Raw genomic sequence first — 19,386 nt, 5'->3', positions numbered from 1 at the left:
GGGCCTCCTGCGGGGTCAGCGTTGGGGCGCGGCACGCTCTGCCTGCTTGCCGTGGAAAAGGTTCGAGGGGCCCTTGCGGCGAAAATCCTCGCGGAAATGGGCGGGTTCGGGGCCGTCCGCGCCGGCCACCGCATCGGCCAGGTAGGGGCCGACGACAACGGTTGGCTGGGCCTGGGCAAGCGCAAGGCGAGCGTCGGCGCGGACCTCGTCGGTGATCAGCTCTGCCTGGCAAAGGTGGCGCACCCAGGTGCCATCGGCGGCAAGATAGACGGCGTCGCCCTCGACCAGGGCATTGGCGGTGACGACCTTGGGGGTAAAGGCACGGGCCATGATGCGGATATTCCCTTGCAACCGGTTTGACGAAGCGATTTGACTCTGCCGCCAATATAGAAAATATTCCCACGAAACCGCCATATGGCGGCAGAAATAAGAACGAACGTTCCATGTGTGGCCGGGTGTGCCGGGGGCGTTCCAGCAAAGGAAAGAAACCGGAATGGCTGTTCGTCTCGACGCGCTGGATCGGAAAATTCTCATGGAACTGCAGCAGGACGGCAGCCGGTCGCTGGACGAAATCGCGCGCGCTGTCGGCAGTTCCAAGACCCCGGTCTGGAACCGCATCCGCAAGATGCGCGAAGGCGGGGTCATCCGTGGCCAGACCTACCTGCTGGATGCGGCCGAGCTGGGATTCGAGGCGTGTTTCTTTGTCCTGATCCGCACGTCAGAGCATGACGCCGAATGGCAGGCGCGGTTTCTCAAGGCGCTGAAAGACCGGGCCGAGGTGCTGGAGGCGCACCGCCTGGCCGGCGACATCGACTATATCCTCAAGGTGGTCGTGCCCAACGCCCGCGCTTATGACGAGTTCTACCAGGCGCTAATTTCCGAGGTGAAGGTGCACACCGTCACGGCGCTCTTGTCGATGGAAGAAATCAAGTCGACGACAGTGCTGCCGGTCTGAAGGGCAGGCGCGCGCCCGGCGTGCCGCCGTGCGAAGGGGAACCTGCATGGATGCCCCGTCTCAGCCGGCGGCGGCGAGCGCGTCGATGATGGGGATGAAATCCCCCGCCTTCAGCGATGCACCACCGACCAGCGCGCCATCGACGTTCGGGGTGGCGAATATCTCGGTGGCGTTGCCGGGCTTGACCGACCCGCCGTAAAGGATGCGGATGCCCTGGGCCACGTTCGTACCCAGCCGCGCGGCCAGGCGGGCGCGCAGGTGGCTGTGCATCTCGGCGATCTGGGCGGTGTCGGGCACCCGGCCGGTGCCGATGGCCCAGACCGGTTCATAGGCGAGAACGGTATTTTCGGCGCCGGCGCTGTCGGGCAGCGACTCGGCCAGTTGGCGGGCGACCACATCCAGTGCGGTGCCGTCGTCGCGCTGGGCCTCGGTTTCGCCTACGCAGATGATGGCGACCAGGCCGGCGGCCTGTGCGGCCTCGGCCTTGTGGCGCACTAGTTTGCTGGTCTCACCATGATCGGCGCGGCGTTCGGAATGGCCCAGGATGACGGCGCGCGCACCGGCGTCTGCCAGCATCGGCGCCGAGATGTCGCCGGTATGGGCGCCGGCGGCGGCGGGGTGGCAATCCTGCCCGCCGATCGTCACCGTGGTGCCGGCGGCGCGCGCGGCGGCCTCGGCCAGCAGGGTGGCGGGCGGACAGATCAGCACCTCGACCCCGGCGGCAGACGGCGCCTTGGCCACCTGTTCGATCTCGGCCAGCGCCGCGCGGTCGCCGTTCATTTTCCAGTTGCCTGCGGCCAGCTTGCGTCTCATTCCTCGTGCCCCTCGTTTCCCCAGTCTTTAGGCTGCGAGGGACCGGGGCGCAACGTTCACATGTCTTCGAAGCGGATCGATTCACCGCAGCCGCAAGCCTCGGCCACGTTGGGGTTGTTGAAGACGAAACCCGATTCCAGCAACGTGCTGCGATAGTCGATCTCGGTGCCGAACAGGAACATCTGCGCCATCGGCGCGATCATCACGCGCGCGCCCTCCTGTTCGATCACCTCGTCGTTGGAGTCGATTTCATCGACATAGTCCATCGTGTATTCCATGCCCGCGCAGCCGCCCTTTTTCACGCCGATGCGCAGGCCCTTGGTGCCGCCCTTCTGCATCAGCGTGGCGATCTGGGCGGCGGCGGCGGGGGTCATGGTCACGGCCTGTTTGCCAGGAATGCCGAACATCGGTTTTTGCCTCTCAGCGTTGTGGGCGCGTCACATGAAGCCCAGTTCGAGGCGGGCCTCGTCGCTCATCATGTCCATGCCCCAGGGCGGGTCCCAGGTCAGATCGACATCGACCTGCTGCACACCTTCGACCGGGGCGATGGCGTCGGCCACCCAGCCGGGCATCTCGCCCGCCACGGGACAGCCCGGCGCGGTCAGCGTCATGGTCACATGGACGGCGTTTTCATCATTTATATCAATGGTGTAGACGAGTCCCAGATCATAAATGTTGACCGGGATTTCAGGGTCATAGACCGAACGGCACGCCTCTACGATAGTGTCGTAAAGCGGGTGTTCGGTGCTTGACGGGGCGATCAGCGGTGCGCCTTCCAGCGGTTCGGGACTTTCAGTCATCCGGGTATCCTGCTTCTATTCTGACCAAACATATAAGTTTCTAGGGCCCCAGCGTCCAGAGGCGCGGGCGGGCAAACTGTCGCGATCAGCGTTTCGATGCCGCCGGTTTGCGCCGTCTTATGGGCTCGGGGCGCCCCCGGGTCTCGATCTGGTCATAGAGCCCGGACACAATATTTTTGCCGGTCGAGGTCTCGATCCCCTCGAAGCCGGGGGATGAATTGACCTCCAGCACCTTTGGCCCCGACTCGGATCGCAGCAGGTCGACCCCTGCAAGGTTGAGGTCAAAGGCACGCGCGGCGCGGATCGCGGTTTCGCGTTCCTCGCGCGTGATGCGGACCGAACGTGCGGTGCCGCCGCGATGCAGGTTGGAGCGAAAATCGCCCTCGGCCCCGGTGCGTTTCATCGACGCCACGACCTTGCCGCCAATCACAAGACAGCGGATGTCCTCGCCCGCGGCCTCCTTGACGAAGTCCTGCACGAGGAAATTGGCCTTGAGTCCGCGAAAGGCGTCGATGACGGATTCGGCGGCCTTTTTGGTTTCGGCCAGCACCACGCCCTTGCCCTGCGTCGATTCCAGCAACTTGACGATCAGCGGCGCGGTGCCGACCAGGGCGATGATGTTGTTGGTATCGCGCGGCGAATTGGCGAATGCGGTGTTGGGCATGCCGATGCGCGCCCTCGCCATCAACTGATGGGCATAAAGCTTGTCACGGCTGGCGGTGATCCCGGCCGAGCCGTTGACGCAATATGTGCCGATGGTTTCGAACTGGCGTATGATGGCGGCACCATAGGCGGTGATAGAGACGCCGATGCGGGGGATGACCGCGTCGAAACGCGGCAGGCGCTTGCCGTCGTAATGCACCTCGGGCGCCAGCGCGTTGATCGCCATGTAGCAGCGGGCGGTGTCGATCACCTCGATGGTGTGGCCGCGTTTTTCGCCCTCTTCCACCAGGCGGCGGGTGGAATAGTTGTTTTCGCGCGACAGCACGCAGATACGCAGCGCGCGGCGCGGCTGGGCCTCGCGCATGCGGGTGGTGTGATAGATGTCAAAGCTCAGTTCCGGCTGCAGAAATCGGTCGGTCGCCACGATCGAGATGTGATCCTTCATCGCCTGCCGCCCCAGCAACATGCGCGAGGCCATCGCCGAACGGTCTGTCAGCGTGATCTCGATGGGCCAGCTTTGGCCCCCCACCGACAGCGTGCTTTCGATGACAAAGCGCAGCTCTTTTTCGCCGTTGGACGAGGCCACCTCGCGCCGGTCGACGATAGGGGCCGAGCACGGGATGACCAAGTCGTCGCGCCCCGGGATCGGGTGGACGGTAAAGCGCACCTTGGGTCGCGCCTGCGGGCCGAATGTTTCGATGTCAAAGGCATGCAGCGCGGATGTGCGTGCGCCGGTGTCGACCTTGGCCCGCAACGCGGGCACGCCCAGATCGGGCAGGGCGATCCATTCCTCCCACCCGAATTGCAGGGTTACGGGCGTGGCAGGGCCGTCGGCGTCGTCAGCTGTGCGGGTCATGGCGGTGGCCCTCCTCTGGCGGCGGTGCTGTGACCGCCCGCGCCCCTTGTTGGCGGAAACACTGATGTTAGCGGAAACACCATGGGCGCGACAAGGGCGGCGGTGGCCTGTCAGCCGCTGCCGGCCTATTTGTTGATGTCCTCGCGGATGACGCGGGTTTGGTCATCGGGGGTGCGGAACAGGCGCCGCAGCAGCAGCCAGGACACCAGCGACAGCACTGCGAATACTGCCAGCAGCGCGGCGATCCCCAGCTTCCATGGCAGCAGCACTACCAGCGCGGTCAGCGCCGCGCCGGCGGCAAAGCCCAGAAAGATGAACCCCGGCGCCAGCGTTTCCAGAATCGCCAGTGCCAGCGCCGCGGCCAGCCACACCCACCACAGATGCCAGAAATCGCCTTCCATCATCCGTCTCGCCCCTTGAGCATGCGGAATGCGTTGCCGAATGCCTCCAGCGCCTGGGCGGGTACGACGATGGTTTGCGAACCGGCGCCGGACCCAAGCGAGTTGAGCGCCTCGACCTGTTTCAGCGCCACCTGGTATTGCGCGGCCTCCAGCCCGTTTTCGGCGATGGCGGCGGCGACGACGCTGGTGGCATAGGCTTCGGCATCGGCGCTGACACGACGGGCCTTGGCGACCTGTTCGGCGGCGTAAAGCTCGCCATCGGCGCGCAGTTCGATGGCGCGCTTTTCGCCCTCGGCCTCGGTCACGGCGGCGCGGCGGGCGCGTTCGGCGTTGAGCTGCTGCAGCATCGCCGCGCGGGTTGCCTCGTCCAGGTTGACGTCCAGGATCTCGGCGCGGGTGACCTCGATCCCCCAGTCATCGACCGCATCCTCGACCGACGCCTTGATGGTCGAGATCAGCTGGCTGCGGTTCGACTGCACCTCGTCAAGGTCCATCATCCCGATCTCGGCGCGTACGATACCTGCAACGGTGGTGGCGATGGCACCATCCACGTCGCGGATGCGGTAGACCGTGCGCTCGGGCTGAAGGATGCGGTAGAACACCGATGTTTCGACCTGCACCAGCACGTTGTCGCGGGTGATGGCATCCTGGGTCGCGTTGGGCAGCTGCCGTTCCAGGATCGAGATGCGATGCGCCACCTTGTCGAGGAACGGCACGATCAGGTTGATACCCGGGCCCAGCACCTTGTGCAGGCGGCCGAAGCGTTCGACAACGAACTGGTCGGACTGCGGCACGATCTTTATGCCGCGGAAGATGATCAGGATCACCAGCACGGCGATCAGGATCAGCACGAGGTTCGAGGAAATCAGGTCAAGGATCATGTCTTCGGTCATGCGGGGCCCCTAAACAGCCGACAGGCAGGAAGGGCGTGCTTGGCACTGCCCGCCCAAGCGCATTAAAGGGGGGCGCGGCAAGGAAATCAACGGCGAGGCGCATCCATGCGGTTCAGTTTCGAAATAAAGGCGCAGGACGGCCACGCGCGCAGCGGTGTCATCAGCACCCCGAGGGGCGAGGTGCGCACCCCCGCCTTCATGCCGGTGGGCACCGCCGCGACGGTCAAGGCGATGCTGCCCGAAAGCGTGACGGCGACGGGGGCCGACATCCTGCTGGGCAATACCTATCACCTGATGCTGCGCCCGGGCGCCGAACGGGTGGCGCGGCTGGGCGGGCTGCACAAGTTCATGAACTGGGATCGCCCGATTCTGACCGACTCGGGCGGCTTTCAGGTGATGAGCCTTGCCGGGCTGCGAAAGCTGACCGAAGAGGGCGTTGCCTTCAAATCCCATATCGACGGGGCGCGGCACATGCTGACGCCGGAACGCTCGATGGAAATTCAGCGGCTTCTGGGGTCGGACATTGTGATGTGTTTCGACGAATGCCCCGCGCTGCCGGCCACGGATGCAGAGGTGGCGCGCGCCATGCGCCTCAGCATGCGCTGGGCGCAGCGATCGAAAGATGCGTTCGGCGACCGGCCGGGGCACGCGCTGTTCGGTATCCAGCAGGGCGGGGTAAACCGCGATCTGCGCGCCGAAAGCGCCGAGGCGCTGCGCGAGATCGGTTTTGACGGCTACGCCATCGGCGGGCTGGCGGTGGGCGAGGGGCAGGAGGCGATGTTTTCCGTGCTTGACTATGCGCCCGGGATGCTGCCGGAGGAAAAACCGCGCTACCTGATGGGGGTGGGCAAGCCCGACGACATCGTCGGCGCGGTCAAACGGGGCGTGGACATGATGGATTGCGTGCTGCCATCCCGTTCGGGGCGCACGGGGCAGGTCTTTACCCGCCACGGGGTCGTGAACATCAAGAACGCGCGCCATGCCGACGACCCCCGCCCGCTGGATGAAAACTGTACTTGCCCGGCCTGCCGGGGGTATAGCCGTGCCTACCTGCATCACGTCTTTCGGGCTCGTGAGATCATCAGCTCGATGCTGCTGACCTGGCACAACCTGCACTATTACCAGGAACTGATGGCAGGCATGCGCGCGGCCATTTCCGAGGGCCGCTTTGCCGAGTGGGAGGCCGCCTTTCACGCCGGGCGGGCCGAGGGTGACATCGAACCGTTGTAAGCCGTGCGGGCGGATGTGGCTGCATGTGCCGGAATTGCTGCTTGCCCCCGTGGCCCGCTCAAGGCATTCTCACGCCCACCGTGGTTGAAAGGGGCGCGCGCGGTCCCCACATCAGCCCTCAGAAGACGGAGACGGACGGGGCTGCCGTGTTATCGGGGCCAGAGCCGTCTTGCCAATAAAACAGGACACGAGCATGCAAGACACCCTCAGCCAATCCTACCCGGTGCTGCCGCTGCGCGACATCGTGGTTTTCCCCCACATGATCGTGCCGCTTTTCGTGGGCCGTGAAAAATCGGTTCGCGCGCTGGAGGAAGTGATGGCGGACGACAAGCAGATCCTGCTGTCCAGCCAGATCGACCCCGCCGATGACGACCCCACCGCTGACGGCATCTATGACGCCGGCGTGCTGGCCAACGTGCTGCAGCTGCTCAAGCTGCCCGACGGCACCGTCAAGGTGCTGGTCGAGGGCGTGCGCCGTGTCAGCATCGTCGAGTATCTCGAAAACGACGATTTCTTTGAGGCGCGGGCAGAGACGCTTTCGGAAATGCCGGGCGACGCCGCCACCATCGAGGCGCTGCTGCGCACGGTGACGGACGAATTCGCCCGCTACGCCAAGATCAAGAAGAACATCCCCGAAGAGGCGCTGTCGGCCGTGGCCGAAAGCGACGAGCCGGCCAAGCTGGCCGACCTGGTGGCGGGGCACCTGGGCGTCGATGTCGCGCGCAAGCAGGAGCTGCTGGAAACGCTGAGCGTCAGCGAAAGGCTGGAAAAGGTCTATGGTCTGATGCAGGGCGAGATGAGCGTTCTGCAGGTCGAGAAAAAGATCAAGACCCGCGTGAAAAGCCAGATGGAGCGCACCCAGCGCGAATATTACCTCAACGAACAGATGAAGGCGATCCAGAAAGAGTTGGGCGACGGCGAAGACGGCGCCGGCGAGATCGCCGAGCTGGAAGAAAAGATAAACGCCACCAAGCTGTCGAAAGAGGCGCGCGAAAAGGCCGAGGGCGAGCTGAAAAAGCTCAAGTCCATGAGCCCGATGAGCGCCGAAGCCACCGTGGTGCGCAACTATCTGGACTGGATGCTCAGCCTGCCCTGGGGCAAGAAAAGCCGCGTGAAAAAGGACCTTTCCCGCGCCGAAAAGATCCTCGATGCCGATCACTATGGCCTGGAAAAGGTCAAGGAACGGATCATCGAATACCTGGCGGTGCAGCAGCGGTCGAAAAAGCTGAAAGGCCCGATCCTGTGCCTTGTCGGCCCGCCGGGCGTGGGCAAGACCTCGCTCGGGGCATCGGTGGCGCGCGCCACGGGCCGCGAATTTATTCGCATCAGCCTGGGCGGGGTGCGTGATGAAAGCGAAATCCGCGGCCACCGGCGCACCTATATCGGCTCGATGCCGGGCAAGATCATCCAGGCGCTGAAAAAGGCCAAGACAACCAACCCGCTGATCCTGCTCGACGAGATCGACAAGATGGGCCAGGATTTTCGCGGCGACCCGGCCAGCGCCATGCTTGAGGTGCTTGACCCCGAGCAGAACGCGACCTTTGTCGATCACTATCTTGAGGTGGAATACGACCTCAGCAACGTGATGTTCCTGACCACGGCCAACAGCTATAACATGCCCGAGCCGCTGAAGGACCGGATGGAGATCATCCCGCTGGCGGGCTATACCGAGGACGAAAAGCGCGAGATCGCGCGCCGCCACCTGATCCCCAAACAGGTCAAGAACCACGGCTTGAAAAAATCCGAGTTCTCGCTGGACGATGGCGCGGTGACCGACATCATCCGCTATTACACGCGCGAGGCCGGGGTGCGGAATCTCGAACGCGAGATCGCCAAGATCGCCCGCAAGGCGGTGACCAAGCTGATCAAGCGCGAGGCCGAAAAGGTCGAGGTGACGGCCGACAACCTGGACGAGTTCCTTGGCGTGCGGAAGTTCAAGTACGGCATGGCCGAGGACGAGGACCAGGTCGGTGTCGTCACCGGGCTGGCCTATACCTCGGTCGGGGGCGAGCTGTTGAACATCGAGGCACTGCGCCTGCCCGGCAAGGGCCGGATGAAGACCACCGGCAAGCTGGGTGACGTGATGAAGGAATCGATCGACGCCGCGTCAAGCTATGTGCGTTCCATCGCACCGCGGATCGGGGTCAAGCCGCCCAAGTTCGAGAAATGGGATATCCACGTCCACGTCCCCGAGGGCGCCACGCCCAAGGACGGGCCGTCGGCAGGTCTGGCGATGGTGACCTCGATCGTCTCGGTGCTGACCGGCATCCCGGTGCGCAAGGACATCGCCATGACCGGCGAGGTGACGCTGCGCGGCAATGCCCTGCCGATCGGCGGGTTGAAGGAAAAGCTGCTGGCGGCGCTGCGCGGTGGAATCAAGACCGTTCTGATTCCCAGTGACAACGAAAAGGACCTCGCCGAGATACCCGACAACGTCAAGGAAGGGCTGGAAATCGTTCCCGTCGACCATGTCCGCGACGTGCTGCGGCTGGCGTTGGTGCGCCAGCCCGAGCCGGTCGAATGGGACGAGGCCGCCGAAGAGGCCGCCGCCGCCGAGGCCGCGCGCAAGACCGGCGGCGAAGGAGCGGGAGCGGTCGCGCACTGACCTTCTGCCTGGCGACTTGATCCGTGACAGAGAAAGGGCGCCCCGTTCGGGCGCCCTTTCCACATCTTGCCTGTTGGTGGCAGCGATCCGTCTTGTCGGAATGGCAGGTTTGAAGCCAGATTGACCGATGCTGCGAATTGCACAAAGGTTCGCTTTCAGGAGCACGGTCAAGATCCACTACTTGCAAGCGGAAGTTTCACATTGAACGGATTTACATGGGAACGCGGGCCGTTCACACGATGCGCCAAGTGCGGTCAAACGACAATGGGCATACTCTCTGCCGGGGGGCAATTGTTGACCAAACGCTGCACCAACTGCCGAAGGACGGTGCAACTACCTCTGCCCGAATTAGACAAGAAGGCGATCTATCTGGACCAGTTCATGTTCAGCATGATCTACAACGTCAAGAACGAAGGGAACCTGCCAAAGGGGCATGAAGCCTTCGCAAAAGAAGTATACGCCCTGCTGAGACGGTGCGTTCTTCTACAGCAGGTCTTCTTGCCTCACTCCGACATCCACCACGATGAGACGACGGTCTTCCACAGTCCCAAAGACTTGCGCGGCTTGTATGAGTTCTTCGGTGGCGACGTTTCCCTAATGGATTCTCGCGATGTGGAGCTCTTGCAGGACATTCAGTTTGCAAAGGCATACTTTGATGGCAAAGAGCCTGAGGTTTCTTTTGATATAGATGAGATTGTGGACAGTCGAAGAAATGAGTGGTTGCCGGATATGCACGTTGGCGTGCGGGCAGACTACAGCCAATTCGCGGATCACATTCGAACTGTGAGAGGCGAAGTGCATGATGAATTGAAACAACTTGCGGACACGTGGCTTGAGAAGAAGGCGTCGTTCGCGGGTGTTCTTGAAAGTGAGTTTTCAGCAATTGGGCCAACAAAGAAGCAGGCCTTAGCGAAGTGGTTTGAGGATGTCTCAAATCCTGATCCAAGTGACCCTCTGGCACTATTCGAGAGTTCTGGCAGGCCGATATTTCGTGAGTATCGAGAGCTTTGCCACCTTCTTAAAGATCGGGAAGTTGATGAAGATAAACACTTGATTGAAATCATCAAGTTTTGGCATTGGGACCGGCAACGCGAAATACTACATCGAAGGATTTCATCATACTTATTTGCCGCTGTAGCTAGGCGGGTCGTCATCGGCGATAAGAAAATAGTTGATCGTGGACTCATGAACGATGTGAGGACAATCTCGACGTACGCTCCTTATGCGGATGCACTCTTCATCGACATGCGATGCGCTGCATTATTGAAGGAAGAACCACTGCGGGCTGAGTTGGAGTACAAGGCACGTATATTCTCTCTGAGCGACCCAGATGAATTCTTGGGATACTTACGGGAAATAGAAGGCCAAACACCAGATGAGGTTCGCGAGTATGCGGCCATGATTTACGGTATTAGTTAGATGCGGTTGGGGTTAAAGCAGACATTGGCGCAATTGCAGCGAATGGCCGCTCCGTCACGCAACGCAGACAGCCAGACATCAGACGCCCCCGCAGTTTCCTGCGGGGGCGTCTGATCATCGAACACCGGGTTACACCGCGCGCTTTATCTCGTGGCGAAACATGTCTGCCAGACGGCTAACCAAAGGGGCGCCGAACAACGGCTTTCACCCGCCAAGGCGGGGGCAGCGGCGCTTGCGTGCCGCGCCGTTCAGAACGCGCCGGCGGCGCCCAGGATGATGGTGATGATCGCCAGTGCGGCGATGATCGTTTCGACGTGAGAGGCGCTCTGAATCGTGTCGGCGGCAATCACGTCGGGCGCAACGATGGGATCGGAAAGCGATCCGGCATAGGCCGTACCGGCCACTAGGATCGAAGCGATAGCGACAATGGCAAGTGTCTTTTTCACGTCTGTCCCCCAAATACAGTTCCCGGCGATTTAACGGCGTGGCTGGCGTAGCGTCAACTGACTGGTGGCAATGTCAAGGCAAAACAGCTAGGGTTTGTTGGCAGATGCAACAAATGGGGCACACCATGGCAACGACAACGGGCAGATCGAGAAAAACAACGGCATCCACCGCGGCCGCAGGTGCCGGCAGCAAGCCGCGCAGCACGCCTGCAAAGACCGCCAAGCCTGCAAAAACCGTCACCAGGACCGCTGCCAAGACCAAGGCAGCGCCGGCCCCGGCCATGAGCCAGGCCAAAGGCGCGAGCGGCAGCATGCTCAAGGCGGCGGCGGACACCCAGAAGGAATTGAAAAAGAGGGAATTGATTGATGCGGTGGTCGAACGCTCTGGCGTTCGCAAGAAATACGCCAAGCCGGCGGTCGAGGCGATGATCGACATCCTGGGTGAGGCGATTTCAGAGGGGCGCGAACTGAACCTGCAACCCTTGGGCAAGATCACCCGCAAGCGCACCAAGGACACCGCCAATGCGCGCGTGACCATGGCCCGCATCCGCCAGAGCAAGGCTGCCGGACCGGCGTTCGACCCGGCCGATAAAGCGGATGCCGGGAAATCGAAAGAGACGGTTGCAGACGCCGCGGAGTGAAGCTAATAACCGGCTCGGCGGGTGATTAGCTCAGTGGTAGAGCGCTTCGTTCACATCGAAGATGTCAGAAGTTCGAATCTTCTATCACCCACCATTTTCACCTTTTGAACAGGTTCGCCCATGTCCCGCCGCCTGCCGGAATTATGGCTGCTCAGGCACGGCCAGACCGAATGGAACGCCGCCGGCCGCCTGCAGGGCAGGCTGGACAGCCCGCTGACCGAAACCGGTGTTTTGCAGGCGCGCGCGCAGGGCGCGATCCTGCGGCGCATTCTGCCCGCCGGTGTCACGGTGCTTTCCAGTACGGCCGACCGGGCGTGGCGCACCGCGCAGATCGCCACCGAGGGGCTGGGCCTGACGGTTCTGCCCGATCCCGACCTGCAGGAAATCGACCTGGGCGACTGGTCCGGTCGGCAGATCGAAGACCTGCGCGCCGAACTGCCCGACCTCGCGGCGGACGATCCGCATCTGTGGAAATTCGACGCTCCGGGGGGCGAGGGGATGGCGGCGATGACCGCGCGGCTGGAACGGATTCTCGCACGGCTCGACGGACCGACGGTGCTGTTCACCCACGGGGTCACGTCACGCGTGCTGCGCTGCCTGGCGCTGGGCCGGCCGGCGAGCGATCTGGCATCGATGCCGGGCGGGCAGGGCATGGTGTACCATCTGCGCGACGGCGTGGCGCGAACGATTGCGCAATAGTGCGCCCCTGGCGACGCTTGCCGCTTGCGCGCCGGCGCCCGTCTTTGTATGAGGCGCGTCACCGGGTCGTTAGCTCAGTTGGTAGAGCGCTTCGTTTACACCGAAGATGTCGGGAGTTCGAGTCTCTCACGACCCACCAAGCAGCCACCTGTTTTCCGGCGTGGGCTCCCGAAAGGTTTCCGGATCATGCATGCCATTCGGGCTGTGTCCCTTCGGTGGATTGCGTCGATGCGTGTCTGTTCGTCACAGCCTTGTTGCGCCAGGTGCTTGAATGCGGAGGCCGCTTCGTTCTAGCTGGTCCGATGCAATGCCCCTCAATCATGTTGTCGCGAAATTGACCTCACCACGATCATTGCCACAGTCCAAGGAAACGCTGCTCAGCGCTGCAATCTGCATCTTGTTCGTTTTGGCGGCGTATCTTGTCTATCACAATGACTGGTTCCAGGACATGAGCGCCGTCTGGATCGCCGCAGGGTTTTTCGCCGACGGGCAGCCGGACTACATGTACCTCGCGCCAGACCGGTTCTTTATCGGCGAGATGCCGGGGATATGGGCAGAGCGAGGTCTGGCCTCGGGCGCGACGGACACGTCCAAGCTGGTGCCTTACGTTTATCCCCCGCTCTGGGCGGCGTTGCTGGCGCCTTTCACCACCGTCATGAGTGCACAGGCGTTCTTTTCGGCAACCCAGATCACGCAGATCGTCGTGCTTGCGATCGCGCCCTTTCTGGTGTGGCGCATAGTGGGTGGGGCCAACGCCAAGCTGACGTACACAGCCATTGCCTATGCGCTTCTCTACCTTTCGCTCCCCTCGGCGCTGGCCTTGTTCCAGAACCAGCCGCAGATCCTGGTCACGGTGCTGATCGTCCTTGCGTTTGAGCGCTATAGTGCCGGGCGGAGCGGGCAGGCCGGCGCGATACTGGCGACAGCTGCCGCGATCAAGCTGACCCCGGCCGCCTTTCTGCTGATCTTCCTGTATGATCGTGATCTGCGTGCCGCAGCCGCGTTCGTGCTGACTTTTGCGGCCTTCGCGCTCCTGAGCATCCTGCTTGTCGGCTGGGATGCGCACACCGTCTTTCTCGAGCGTGTGCAGCAGTTCGACGGGCACATCATTGCCACGGCGCATAACCACTCCCTTTCGGTGATCTGGGCACAGATTTCCGATTGGCCTGCCGTGTCCGATGCATTGCAGCTCGAGACGCCCATGCTGACCCTCGTGAACCCCGCCTTCCTTGGCGCGGCCATGAAGCTTGTCTTTCTTGGCAGCGTGCTAGTGCTCTTTCGGCAAACCCGGCAGTTGGACGTTCACGCACGCCTGGCGGTACGTGTTCTTGGTGTTGGTATCATGCTTGCCCTGACCGCACCGGTCGGTTGGGCACATTACTACCTGCTGCCTGTCCTGTTCCTGCCGGCTCTGTCTGGCCTCATGCAGCGTTACGAGGCGCTCGTCTGGATCGCGTTTCCGCTGATCCTTCTTTCGGCGCCAGTGCTGTTTCTGGTGCAGACGTCTGCGCATGCCACGGCCCTGTCCGTCATCGTGCCGGTTTGCTATTGGGGATGCCTTTTCGCCCGGCTTTGCAGTTTGGGCAGTGTCGAGCCGGCCAGGCAGGGCACATGATCGACCGGATATGATCCGGTAGGTGCCAGGCCGGCATTCCTGCGCAAAAACTCCTGGTGCGGGGTCTTGACCTTCCAGTAAATGGAAGCCCTATCTTGGTGGTATCCAGCAATTCCGGAGCGCCGCCATGACCACCTCTCTGACCATCCGTATCGACGGCCTCAACTGCGCGTCCTGTGTTGGCCGTGCGCAAAAGGCCTTGGCCGGGGTCGAGGGTGTCGCCGATGCGGCGGTCAACCTGGCCACTGGCGAGGCCCGCCTGACAGTCAGCGGCGCGGATGCGCTGGTGCGGGCCGCCGCGGCGCTGCAGGCGGCGGGATATCCCATGCGCACCGAACGCGCGACGCTGAAGGTGGCGTCGATGTCCTGCGCCTCTTGCGTGGGGCGGGTGGAACGCGCGCTGGCGGCAGCACCCGGTGTGCTGGAGGCCGAGGTGAACCTTGCCACCGAAACCGCCAGCCTGCGCTATGCCCAGGGGGTGATAACCCCGGCAGAGCTGGCGGCAGCGTCCGGCGCGGCAGGCTATCCGGCAGAGGTCGCAGATGCCGCGGGTGGCACGGACAGCGGCGAAACCGCCGTCGAACGCCATGCCGCCGAGGCGCGCGCGGTGGCCCGTAAGGCCATCATCGCCGCCGCACTGACGCTGCCTGTATTCATCATAGAGATGGGCGGGCATGTCTTTCCCGCCCTGCATCACCTGATCGCCGCCACCATCGGGCACAAGGCGAGCTGGCTGTTGCAGTTCGTCCTGACCACCGCCGTCCTGGCCGGGCCGGGGCGGGGTTTTTTCACCAAGGGGGTGCCGGCGCTGCTGCGCGGCGCGCCCGACATGAACAGCCTTGTCGCCGTGGGCACCGGGGCGGCCTGGGCCTATTCGGTGGTGGCGACCTTCCTGCCCGGCCTGCTGCCCGTGGCGGTGCGCGCGGTCTATTACGAGGCGGCGGCGGTGATCGTGGTGCTGATCCTCGTCGGCCGCTGGATGGAGGCGCGCGCAAAGGGCCGCACCGGCGCGGCCATCGAGCGCCTGATGGGGCTGCAGCCGCGCAGCGCGCGGGTGATGCGCGACGGCAATCCCCGCGACATCGACATTGCCGATATCGTGCCGGGCGACACCGTCCTGCTGCGCCCGGGCGAACGTGCGGCGGTCGATGGCGAGGTGACCGAGGGCGAAGGCCATATCGACGAAAGCATGATCACGGGCGAGCCTCTGCCGGTGGCCAAGGCACCGGGGGACACCATCACCGGCGGCACGGTGATGGGGGCGGGCAGCCTCGGCTATCGTGCGACGCGGGTGGGGGCCGACACCACGCTGGCGCAGATTGTGCGCATGGTCGGCGATGCGCAGGCGGCCAAGCTGCCGATCCAGGGCCTGGTCGACCGCATCACGTTGTGGTTCGTGCCGGCGGTGATGGCGGCGGCCGCGCTGACGGTGGTGGTGTGGCTGGTTGCCGGCCCCGACCCGGCGCTGACGCTGGCGTTGGTGGCGGGGGTGTCGGTGCTGATCATCGCCTGCCCCTGCGCTATGGGGCTGGCGACGCCAACCTCGATCATGGTGGGCACCGGGCGCGCGGCGCAGTTGGGGGTGCTGTTTCGCAAGGGCGACGCACTGCAGGCGCTGTCATCCGTGGGCGTGGTGGCGCTGGACAAGACCGGCACCGTGACCGAGGGGCGCCCCGAACTGACCGACCTGGTGCCGACCGATGGCTTTGAGCGGGCCGAGGTGCTGGCGCTGGCGGCGGCGGTCGAGGCGCGATCCGAGCACCCCGTCGCCCGCGCCATCCTGCGCGCGGCGCAGGCCGAGGGGCTGGATCTGCCGCAGGCCGAGGGGTTCGAGACCATCACCGGGCATGGCGCACGGGCGCGGGCAGGGGGGCGTGACGTGCTGGTGGGCGCAGCCCGCCTGATGGCGCGCGAAGGCATCGACACCAGCGCGCTGGAGGGCGCGGTGGCCGACCTGGCAGCACGCGGGCGCACCGCGCTTTATGCCGCCGTCGACGGGCGCGCGGCGGCGCTGCTGGCGGTGGCGGATCCGGTGAAACCATCAAGCGCGGCCGCCATTGCGGCGTTGAAAGGACAGGGGATGCGCGTGGTGATGATCACCGGCGACCGACCCGAGACAGCCCACGCCATCGCCGGCGAGACCGGCATCGACGAGGTCATCGCCGACGTGCTGCCCGACGCCAAGCTTTCGGCGGTGGACGATCTGCGCAAGGGCGGCGCCGGGGTGGCCTTTGTCGGCGACGGCATCAACGACGCCCCGGCGCTGGCGGCGGCGGATGTGGGCATCGCCATTGGTATCGGCACCGATATCGCGATTGAGAGCGCCGATGTGGTGCTGATGTCGGGCGATCTGCGCGGGGTGGTGAATGCGCTCGAAATCTCGCGCCGGACGATGCGCAATATACGGCAGAACCTGTTTTGGGCGTTCGGCTACAACGTGCTGCTCATTCCGGTGGCGGCGGGGGTGCTTTATCCGGCGACGGGACTGTTGCTGTCGCCGATGCTGGCGGCGGGCGCGATGGCGCTGTCGTCGGTCTTTGTCCTGACCAACGCGCTGCGGCTGCGCCGGGTGCGCCCGGCGATGGATGAAAGCAGCACGCCCGCACGCGCGCCCGCTGCGGCGGTCAGCGCCGCTCCGGCGGAATAGGGGGGAGGCACGCGATGAACATCAAGCAAGCGGCGCAAGCCTCTGGCCTGCCGGCCAAGACCATCCGCTATTACGAAGATATCGGCCTGATCGCCCCGCTGCGCAGCGCCAACGGTTATCGCCAGTTCCGCGACAGCGACCTGCACAAGCTGACATTCCTCGGGCGCGCTCGCTCGCTGGGGTTTTCGATCGGCGAATGCCGCGATCTGCTGGCGCTATACGAGGACCGTGATCGCGCCAGCGCAGACGTCAAGCGTATCGCCCGCCAGCATCTGGACCAGATCGACGCCAAGATTGCCGAGTTGCAGCAGATGCGCGCGACGCTCGCGCGCCTGACAGACGCCTGCGCCGGTGACGAGCGTCCCGACTGCCCGATCCTGCAGGACCTGGCCTGCGCCGGAACCGATACCCGATAGCGTTTTCCCCTTGCTGGGCGTGCCGGGTTCAATCGAAACACCCGCGTCCCGGGCCTGACCCGAGGCCTCGTCCCGCTGACAGGACAGGTCCCGGCGCGGCTTATTTCTGCCCGGCCGCAGGGGCCTGCGCCGCTTTCCTGTTTCGGATGTCGCGCACGGATAAGCGCCGGGTCTCGAGGCGTGGGTGATCCCGATTGACAGCTATGGACATCTATGTCCGCCCTTTCGGGCCATGGGCATCCGGCACATCGCGCGGGGCACCCTATCAACAGGCAATATGAGATGTTCAACAGAAATATCATGACTGCGGGCGCCGTGGCCGCGGTGCTGGCGATGTCGCCGGCCTGGGCGGCGACCGAACTTCTGGCTGAAATGCGCGCCGCGCCGCCTCCCGGGCAGTTCGCGGATAGAGGAGCCGCTCAAGGTCCGCATCCGACATCTCCGGCGGCAGCGGCCAGCCCGTGTCCGCCGCCACCTATCACGATGGCGTCGCAGGCGTTTGCGGACGGGCCTTGCGCCAGGCCGGTTTCCAGCTGCGATGGCCGCGCAGCCCCTGGGCTGCGCGTGAAAGAGCGGAATAGCGTTTATAGCGTTTCATGTCTGGTTCACGGCCCTGGCATATTCGAAGAAGGCGTCGAGCTCGGCGGGTGACGGTTTGACCCCGGTAAAGCAGTAAAGGTAGCCCGCAACGCGGGTTAGCCGCTCTTCCATCGTTTCCGACAGCTCCAGCGCGTAATAGCCGATCTGCTGGTAATAGAGCACGCGGGCGCGGATGTCGGCCTCTGCCGCGTCATAGCCAAAGCGCAGGAACATCCGCGCCAGTGCCTCGTGCCGGGCGGTGTCGCTGCGCTGGACGATTTGGTGCACCGCCTCGTCGCGTCGGGCCCATTCACGGACCGCGAAATCAAGGCGGTAGTCGAACCCGTCGGGGTCAACGACGCAGTGAAAGAAGTTGTTCACCGCCTCGATGATGGTTTTTGCCTCCAACTCGGTCGAGCGGATCATGACGCCGGTATTGGTCTGCTCCCAAGTTTCCAGCAACTGGTTGAGCAGGTCCTCGCGGCTTTCGAAATACCAGTAAAAGGACGACCGCGAGACCCCCAGCCGGTTGCCCAGCGTCAGGATCTTGACCTCGGACACGCCGTCACTGACCAGGATATCCATGGCGGCGTTCAGCCAGTCCTCGCGCGTGACCTTGACGTTGCCGGGCAGGGCATCATCGGAGTGGGTGGTCGTGGTCGTGGTCGTGGTCGTGGCCGTGGCGGGGGCGTCCGGGGTCATTTTCGTCATGCCGTCCTCAGCTGATCGGTGCGGTGCCGCCCTCATTGGTGCGGCGGGCGATGTAGGTATCCAGCGCCTCCAGCCGGTTGGGGTCGGCGGCGGGGGGCGGGGTGTGGTTTTCCACGATCTCGCGCCAGATGGCGGTGGCCCGTTCGCTGGCGGTCTTGCCGCCGTTCTCGCTCCATGTGCCGTAGTTCGACCAGTCCGCCACCAGCGGCTCGTAGAACTGGCTTTGATAGCGGCTCATGGTGTGGGCGCAACCAAAGAAATGCCCGCCTGGCGCCACCTCGTCCAGCGCCTCGCGGGCGATTTCGGCGGGGCCTGCCGGGGTCGGGCTGCAAAGATCGGCCACCATCTGCACCGCCTCAAGGTCGGTGATCAGCTTTTCATAGGAAACCGTCAGCCCGCCTTCCAGCCAACCGGCGGCGTGGATGATCACCGTGGCCCCGGCCAGAACCGAGCCCCAAAGGCCGAACTGGGTTTCATGCGCGGCCTGGGCGTCGTTGATGTTGGCCGCCGATCCGGTGGCGCAACGCCAGGGCAGGCCGATATGGCGCGCGAGTTGCCCTGCCGCCAGCGACGCCTTGAAATGTTCGGGCGTGCCAAAGGCCGGAGACCCCGATTTCATATCCACGTTCGAGGTGAAGGTGCCATAGCAGGCCGGCGCTCCGGGGCGGACAAGCTGGCCCAGCGTGATCGCCGCCAGCGCCTCGGCATGCGACAGGGTGATCGCGCCGGCCACGGTGATCGGCGCCATTGCCCCCATCAGGGTAAAGGGCGTGACAATCGCCAGTTGCCCGGCGCGGGCAAAGTCGATCAGCCCCTGCGCCATGGGGATGTCGATCTGGCGGGGCGAGTTGGTGTTGATGATGGTGTAACTGAGCTACTCCCCATCGGTTGGACAGGATCTGGCGTAATTCAAGCTACTCTTTGCATCTGCTGATCGGGGTTGGTTGTTTCATTTCTCTGCCAATAGACCACGGCGGGTGGTCTGCCGCCAAGGGCC

Annotated in this window: 18 protein-coding genes, 2 tRNA genes and 1 pseudogene; 11 read left to right on the top strand and 10 right to left on the bottom strand. The window is 64.0% G+C overall.

The features are described 5' to 3' along the window. Positions 1 to 15 precede the first annotated feature (15 nt). Positions 16 to 330 (bottom strand): DUF2849 domain-containing protein, encoded by a 315-nt coding sequence (locus tag DL899_RS09555; RefSeq protein ID WP_111734236.1) that lies wholly within the window; start codon positions 328 to 330, stop codon positions 16 to 18. 163 nt (positions 331 to 493) lie between these two features. Between DL899_RS09555 and DL899_RS09550 the strand changes: the two genes are divergently transcribed. Beyond that, positions 494 to 955 carry an Lrp/AsnC family transcriptional regulator gene (locus DL899_RS09550; RefSeq protein ID WP_111734132.1) on the top strand — a complete coding sequence of 154 codons (462 nt, stop codon included), beginning with the start codon at positions 494 to 496 and terminating at the stop codon, positions 953 to 955. Positions 956 to 1,015: 60 nt separating this feature from the next. Here the strand turns inward: DL899_RS09550 and tpiA are convergent, their stop codons facing one another. From tpiA to DL899_RS09520, 6 genes are all read right to left on the bottom strand, one after another. Then, entirely contained in the window at positions 1,016 to 1,768 is a 753-nt protein-coding gene (tpiA, locus tag DL899_RS09545) for a triose-phosphate isomerase (RefSeq protein WP_111734131.1), read from the bottom strand. 56 nt (positions 1,769 to 1,824) lie between these two features. After that, entirely contained in the window at positions 1,825 to 2,175 is a 351-nt protein-coding gene (locus tag DL899_RS09540; protein WP_111734130.1) for a HesB/IscA family protein, read from the bottom strand. A gap of 30 nt (positions 2,176 to 2,205) precedes the next feature. Further along, positions 2,206 to 2,568, bottom strand: a complete 363-nt coding sequence (locus DL899_RS09535; RefSeq protein ID WP_111734129.1) for an SUF system Fe-S cluster assembly protein — start codon at positions 2,566 to 2,568, stop codon at positions 2,206 to 2,208. A gap of 85 nt (positions 2,569 to 2,653) precedes the next feature. Next, on the bottom strand, positions 2,654 to 4,087 hold the full coding sequence (gene rimK, locus DL899_RS09530) for a 30S ribosomal protein S6--L-glutamate ligase (RefSeq protein ID WP_111734128.1): 1,434 nt from the start codon (positions 4,085 to 4,087) through the stop codon (positions 2,654 to 2,656). Positions 4,088 to 4,212: 125 nt separating this feature from the next. Beyond that, the gene (locus tag DL899_RS09525) at positions 4,213 to 4,488 is read right to left on the bottom strand and encodes a hypothetical protein (RefSeq protein ID WP_111734127.1); all 276 of its coding nucleotides are present in this window, start codon (positions 4,486 to 4,488) and stop codon (positions 4,213 to 4,215) included. Next, a complete protein-coding gene (locus DL899_RS09520; RefSeq protein WP_111734126.1) occupies positions 4,488 to 5,381 on the bottom strand; it encodes an SPFH domain-containing protein in 894 nt (297 codons plus the stop codon). Before DL899_RS09520 ends, DL899_RS09525 begins: the two co-directional genes overlap by 1 nt. Before the next feature lie 105 nt (positions 5,382 to 5,486). Between DL899_RS09520 and tgt the strand changes: the two genes are divergently transcribed. The 3 genes from tgt to DL899_RS09505 all read left to right on the top strand — a co-directional run bounded on the left by tgt (position 5,487) and on the right by DL899_RS09505 (position 10,635). Next, positions 5,487 to 6,611: a tRNA guanosine(34) transglycosylase Tgt gene (tgt, locus tag DL899_RS09515; RefSeq protein ID WP_111734125.1), complete on the top strand. Its 1,125-nt coding sequence runs from the start codon at positions 5,487 to 5,489 to the stop codon at positions 6,609 to 6,611. A gap of 193 nt (positions 6,612 to 6,804) precedes the next feature. After that, entirely contained in the window at positions 6,805 to 9,216 is a 2,412-nt protein-coding gene (lon, locus tag DL899_RS09510; protein WP_111734124.1) for an endopeptidase La, read from the top strand. A 294-nt stretch (positions 9,217 to 9,510) separates the two neighbouring features. After that, positions 9,511 to 10,635, top strand: a complete 1,125-nt coding sequence (locus DL899_RS09505; protein WP_162685543.1) for a hypothetical protein — start codon at positions 9,511 to 9,513, stop codon at positions 10,633 to 10,635. A gap of 248 nt (positions 10,636 to 10,883) precedes the next feature. Here the strand turns inward: DL899_RS09505 and DL899_RS19380 are convergent, their stop codons facing one another. Beyond that, on the bottom strand, positions 10,884 to 11,081 hold the full coding sequence (locus DL899_RS19380; RefSeq protein ID WP_162685542.1) for a hypothetical protein: 198 nt from the start codon (positions 11,079 to 11,081) through the stop codon (positions 10,884 to 10,886). 38 nt (positions 11,082 to 11,119) lie between these two features. Here DL899_RS19380 and DL899_RS19860 point away from each other — a divergent pair, with 38 nt between their 5' ends. The 7 genes from DL899_RS19860 (at position 11,120) to cueR (ending at position 17,099) form a co-directional block, all read left to right on the top strand. Beyond that, a complete protein-coding gene (locus tag DL899_RS19860; RefSeq protein WP_239494666.1) occupies positions 11,120 to 11,722 on the top strand; it encodes an HU family DNA-binding protein in 603 nt (200 codons plus the stop codon). Between the two features lie 19 nt (positions 11,723 to 11,741). Next, a tRNA-Val gene (locus DL899_RS09490) sits at positions 11,742 to 11,816 on the top strand. Between the two features lie 26 nt (positions 11,817 to 11,842). Next, on the top strand, positions 11,843 to 12,421 hold the full coding sequence (locus DL899_RS09485) for a histidine phosphatase family protein (protein WP_111734120.1): 579 nt from the start codon (positions 11,843 to 11,845) through the stop codon (positions 12,419 to 12,421). 63 nt (positions 12,422 to 12,484) lie between these two features. Further along, positions 12,485 to 12,560: transfer RNA gene (locus tag DL899_RS09480), tRNA-Val, on the top strand. A gap of 132 nt (positions 12,561 to 12,692) precedes the next feature. Beyond that, entirely contained in the window at positions 12,693 to 14,036 is a 1,344-nt protein-coding gene (locus DL899_RS09475; protein ID WP_111734119.1) for a glycosyltransferase family 87 protein, read from the top strand. A 127-nt stretch (positions 14,037 to 14,163) separates the two neighbouring features. Beyond that, complete coding sequence (locus DL899_RS09470) at positions 14,164 to 16,683, top strand: heavy metal translocating P-type ATPase (protein WP_111734118.1); 2,520 nt, start codon at positions 14,164 to 14,166, stop codon at positions 16,681 to 16,683. Between the two features lie 14 nt (positions 16,684 to 16,697). Next, the gene (gene cueR, locus DL899_RS09465) at positions 16,698 to 17,099 is read left to right on the top strand and encodes a Cu(I)-responsive transcriptional regulator (protein WP_111734117.1); all 402 of its coding nucleotides are present in this window, start codon (positions 16,698 to 16,700) and stop codon (positions 17,097 to 17,099) included. A 594-nt stretch (positions 17,100 to 17,693) separates the two neighbouring features. Here cueR and DL899_RS09460 read toward each other — a convergent pair. Next, positions 17,694 to 18,389, bottom strand: a complete 696-nt coding sequence (locus tag DL899_RS09460) for a TetR/AcrR family transcriptional regulator (protein WP_239494665.1) — start codon at positions 18,387 to 18,389, stop codon at positions 17,694 to 17,696. Between the two features lie 7 nt (positions 18,390 to 18,396). Beyond that, a pseudogene (locus DL899_RS09455) lies at positions 18,397 to 19,257 on the bottom strand (trimethylamine methyltransferase family protein); the annotation flags it as partial. Positions 19,258 to 19,386: the final 129 nt, after the last annotated feature.

This window comes from Roseovarius amoyensis, from assembly GCF_003260265.1.
GTDB lineage: Bacteria > Pseudomonadota > Alphaproteobacteria > Rhodobacterales > Rhodobacteraceae > Roseovarius > Roseovarius amoyensis.
This window is presented reverse-complemented; position numbering and strand designations above follow the sequence as displayed.

What these genes read in the sequence shown, in the direction of transcription:
- DL899_RS09555 (WP_111734236.1), bottom strand. Translation starts at nt 330, where the DNA reads ATGGCCCGTGCCTTTACCCCCAAGGTCGTCACCGCCAATGCCCTGGTC.
- DL899_RS09550 (WP_111734132.1), top strand. Translation starts at nt 494, where the DNA reads ATGGCTGTTCGTCTCGACGCGCTGGATCGGAAAATTCTCATGGAACTG.
- tpiA (WP_111734131.1), bottom strand. Translation starts at nt 1,768, where the DNA reads ATGAGACGCAAGCTGGCCGCAGGCAACTGGAAAATGAACGGCGACCGC.
- DL899_RS09540 (WP_111734130.1), bottom strand. Translation starts at nt 2,175, where the DNA reads ATGTTCGGCATTCCTGGCAAACAGGCCGTGACCATGACCCCCGCCGCC.
- DL899_RS09535 (WP_111734129.1), bottom strand. Translation starts at nt 2,568, where the DNA reads ATGACTGAAAGTCCCGAACCGCTGGAAGGCGCACCGCTGATCGCCCCG.
- rimK (WP_111734128.1), bottom strand. Translation starts at nt 4,087, where the DNA reads ATGACCCGCACAGCTGACGACGCCGACGGCCCTGCCACGCCCGTAACC.
- DL899_RS09525 (WP_111734127.1), bottom strand. Translation starts at nt 4,488, where the DNA reads ATGGAAGGCGATTTCTGGCATCTGTGGTGGGTGTGGCTGGCCGCGGCG.
- DL899_RS09520 (WP_111734126.1), bottom strand. Translation starts at nt 5,381, where the DNA reads ATGACCGAAGACATGATCCTTGACCTGATTTCCTCGAACCTCGTGCTG.
- tgt (WP_111734125.1), top strand. Translation starts at nt 5,487, where the DNA reads ATGCGGTTCAGTTTCGAAATAAAGGCGCAGGACGGCCACGCGCGCAGC.
- lon (WP_111734124.1), top strand. Translation starts at nt 6,805, where the DNA reads ATGCAAGACACCCTCAGCCAATCCTACCCGGTGCTGCCGCTGCGCGAC.
- DL899_RS09485 (WP_111734120.1), top strand. Translation starts at nt 11,843, where the DNA reads ATGTCCCGCCGCCTGCCGGAATTATGGCTGCTCAGGCACGGCCAGACC.
- DL899_RS09475 (WP_111734119.1), top strand. Translation starts at nt 12,693, where the DNA reads ATGCGGAGGCCGCTTCGTTCTAGCTGGTCCGATGCAATGCCCCTCAAT.
- DL899_RS09470 (WP_111734118.1), top strand. Translation starts at nt 14,164, where the DNA reads ATGACCACCTCTCTGACCATCCGTATCGACGGCCTCAACTGCGCGTCC.
- cueR (WP_111734117.1), top strand. Translation starts at nt 16,698, where the DNA reads ATGAACATCAAGCAAGCGGCGCAAGCCTCTGGCCTGCCGGCCAAGACC.
- DL899_RS09460 (WP_239494665.1), bottom strand. Translation starts at nt 18,389, where the DNA reads ATGACGAAAATGACCCCGGACGCCCCCGCCACGGCCACGACCACGACC.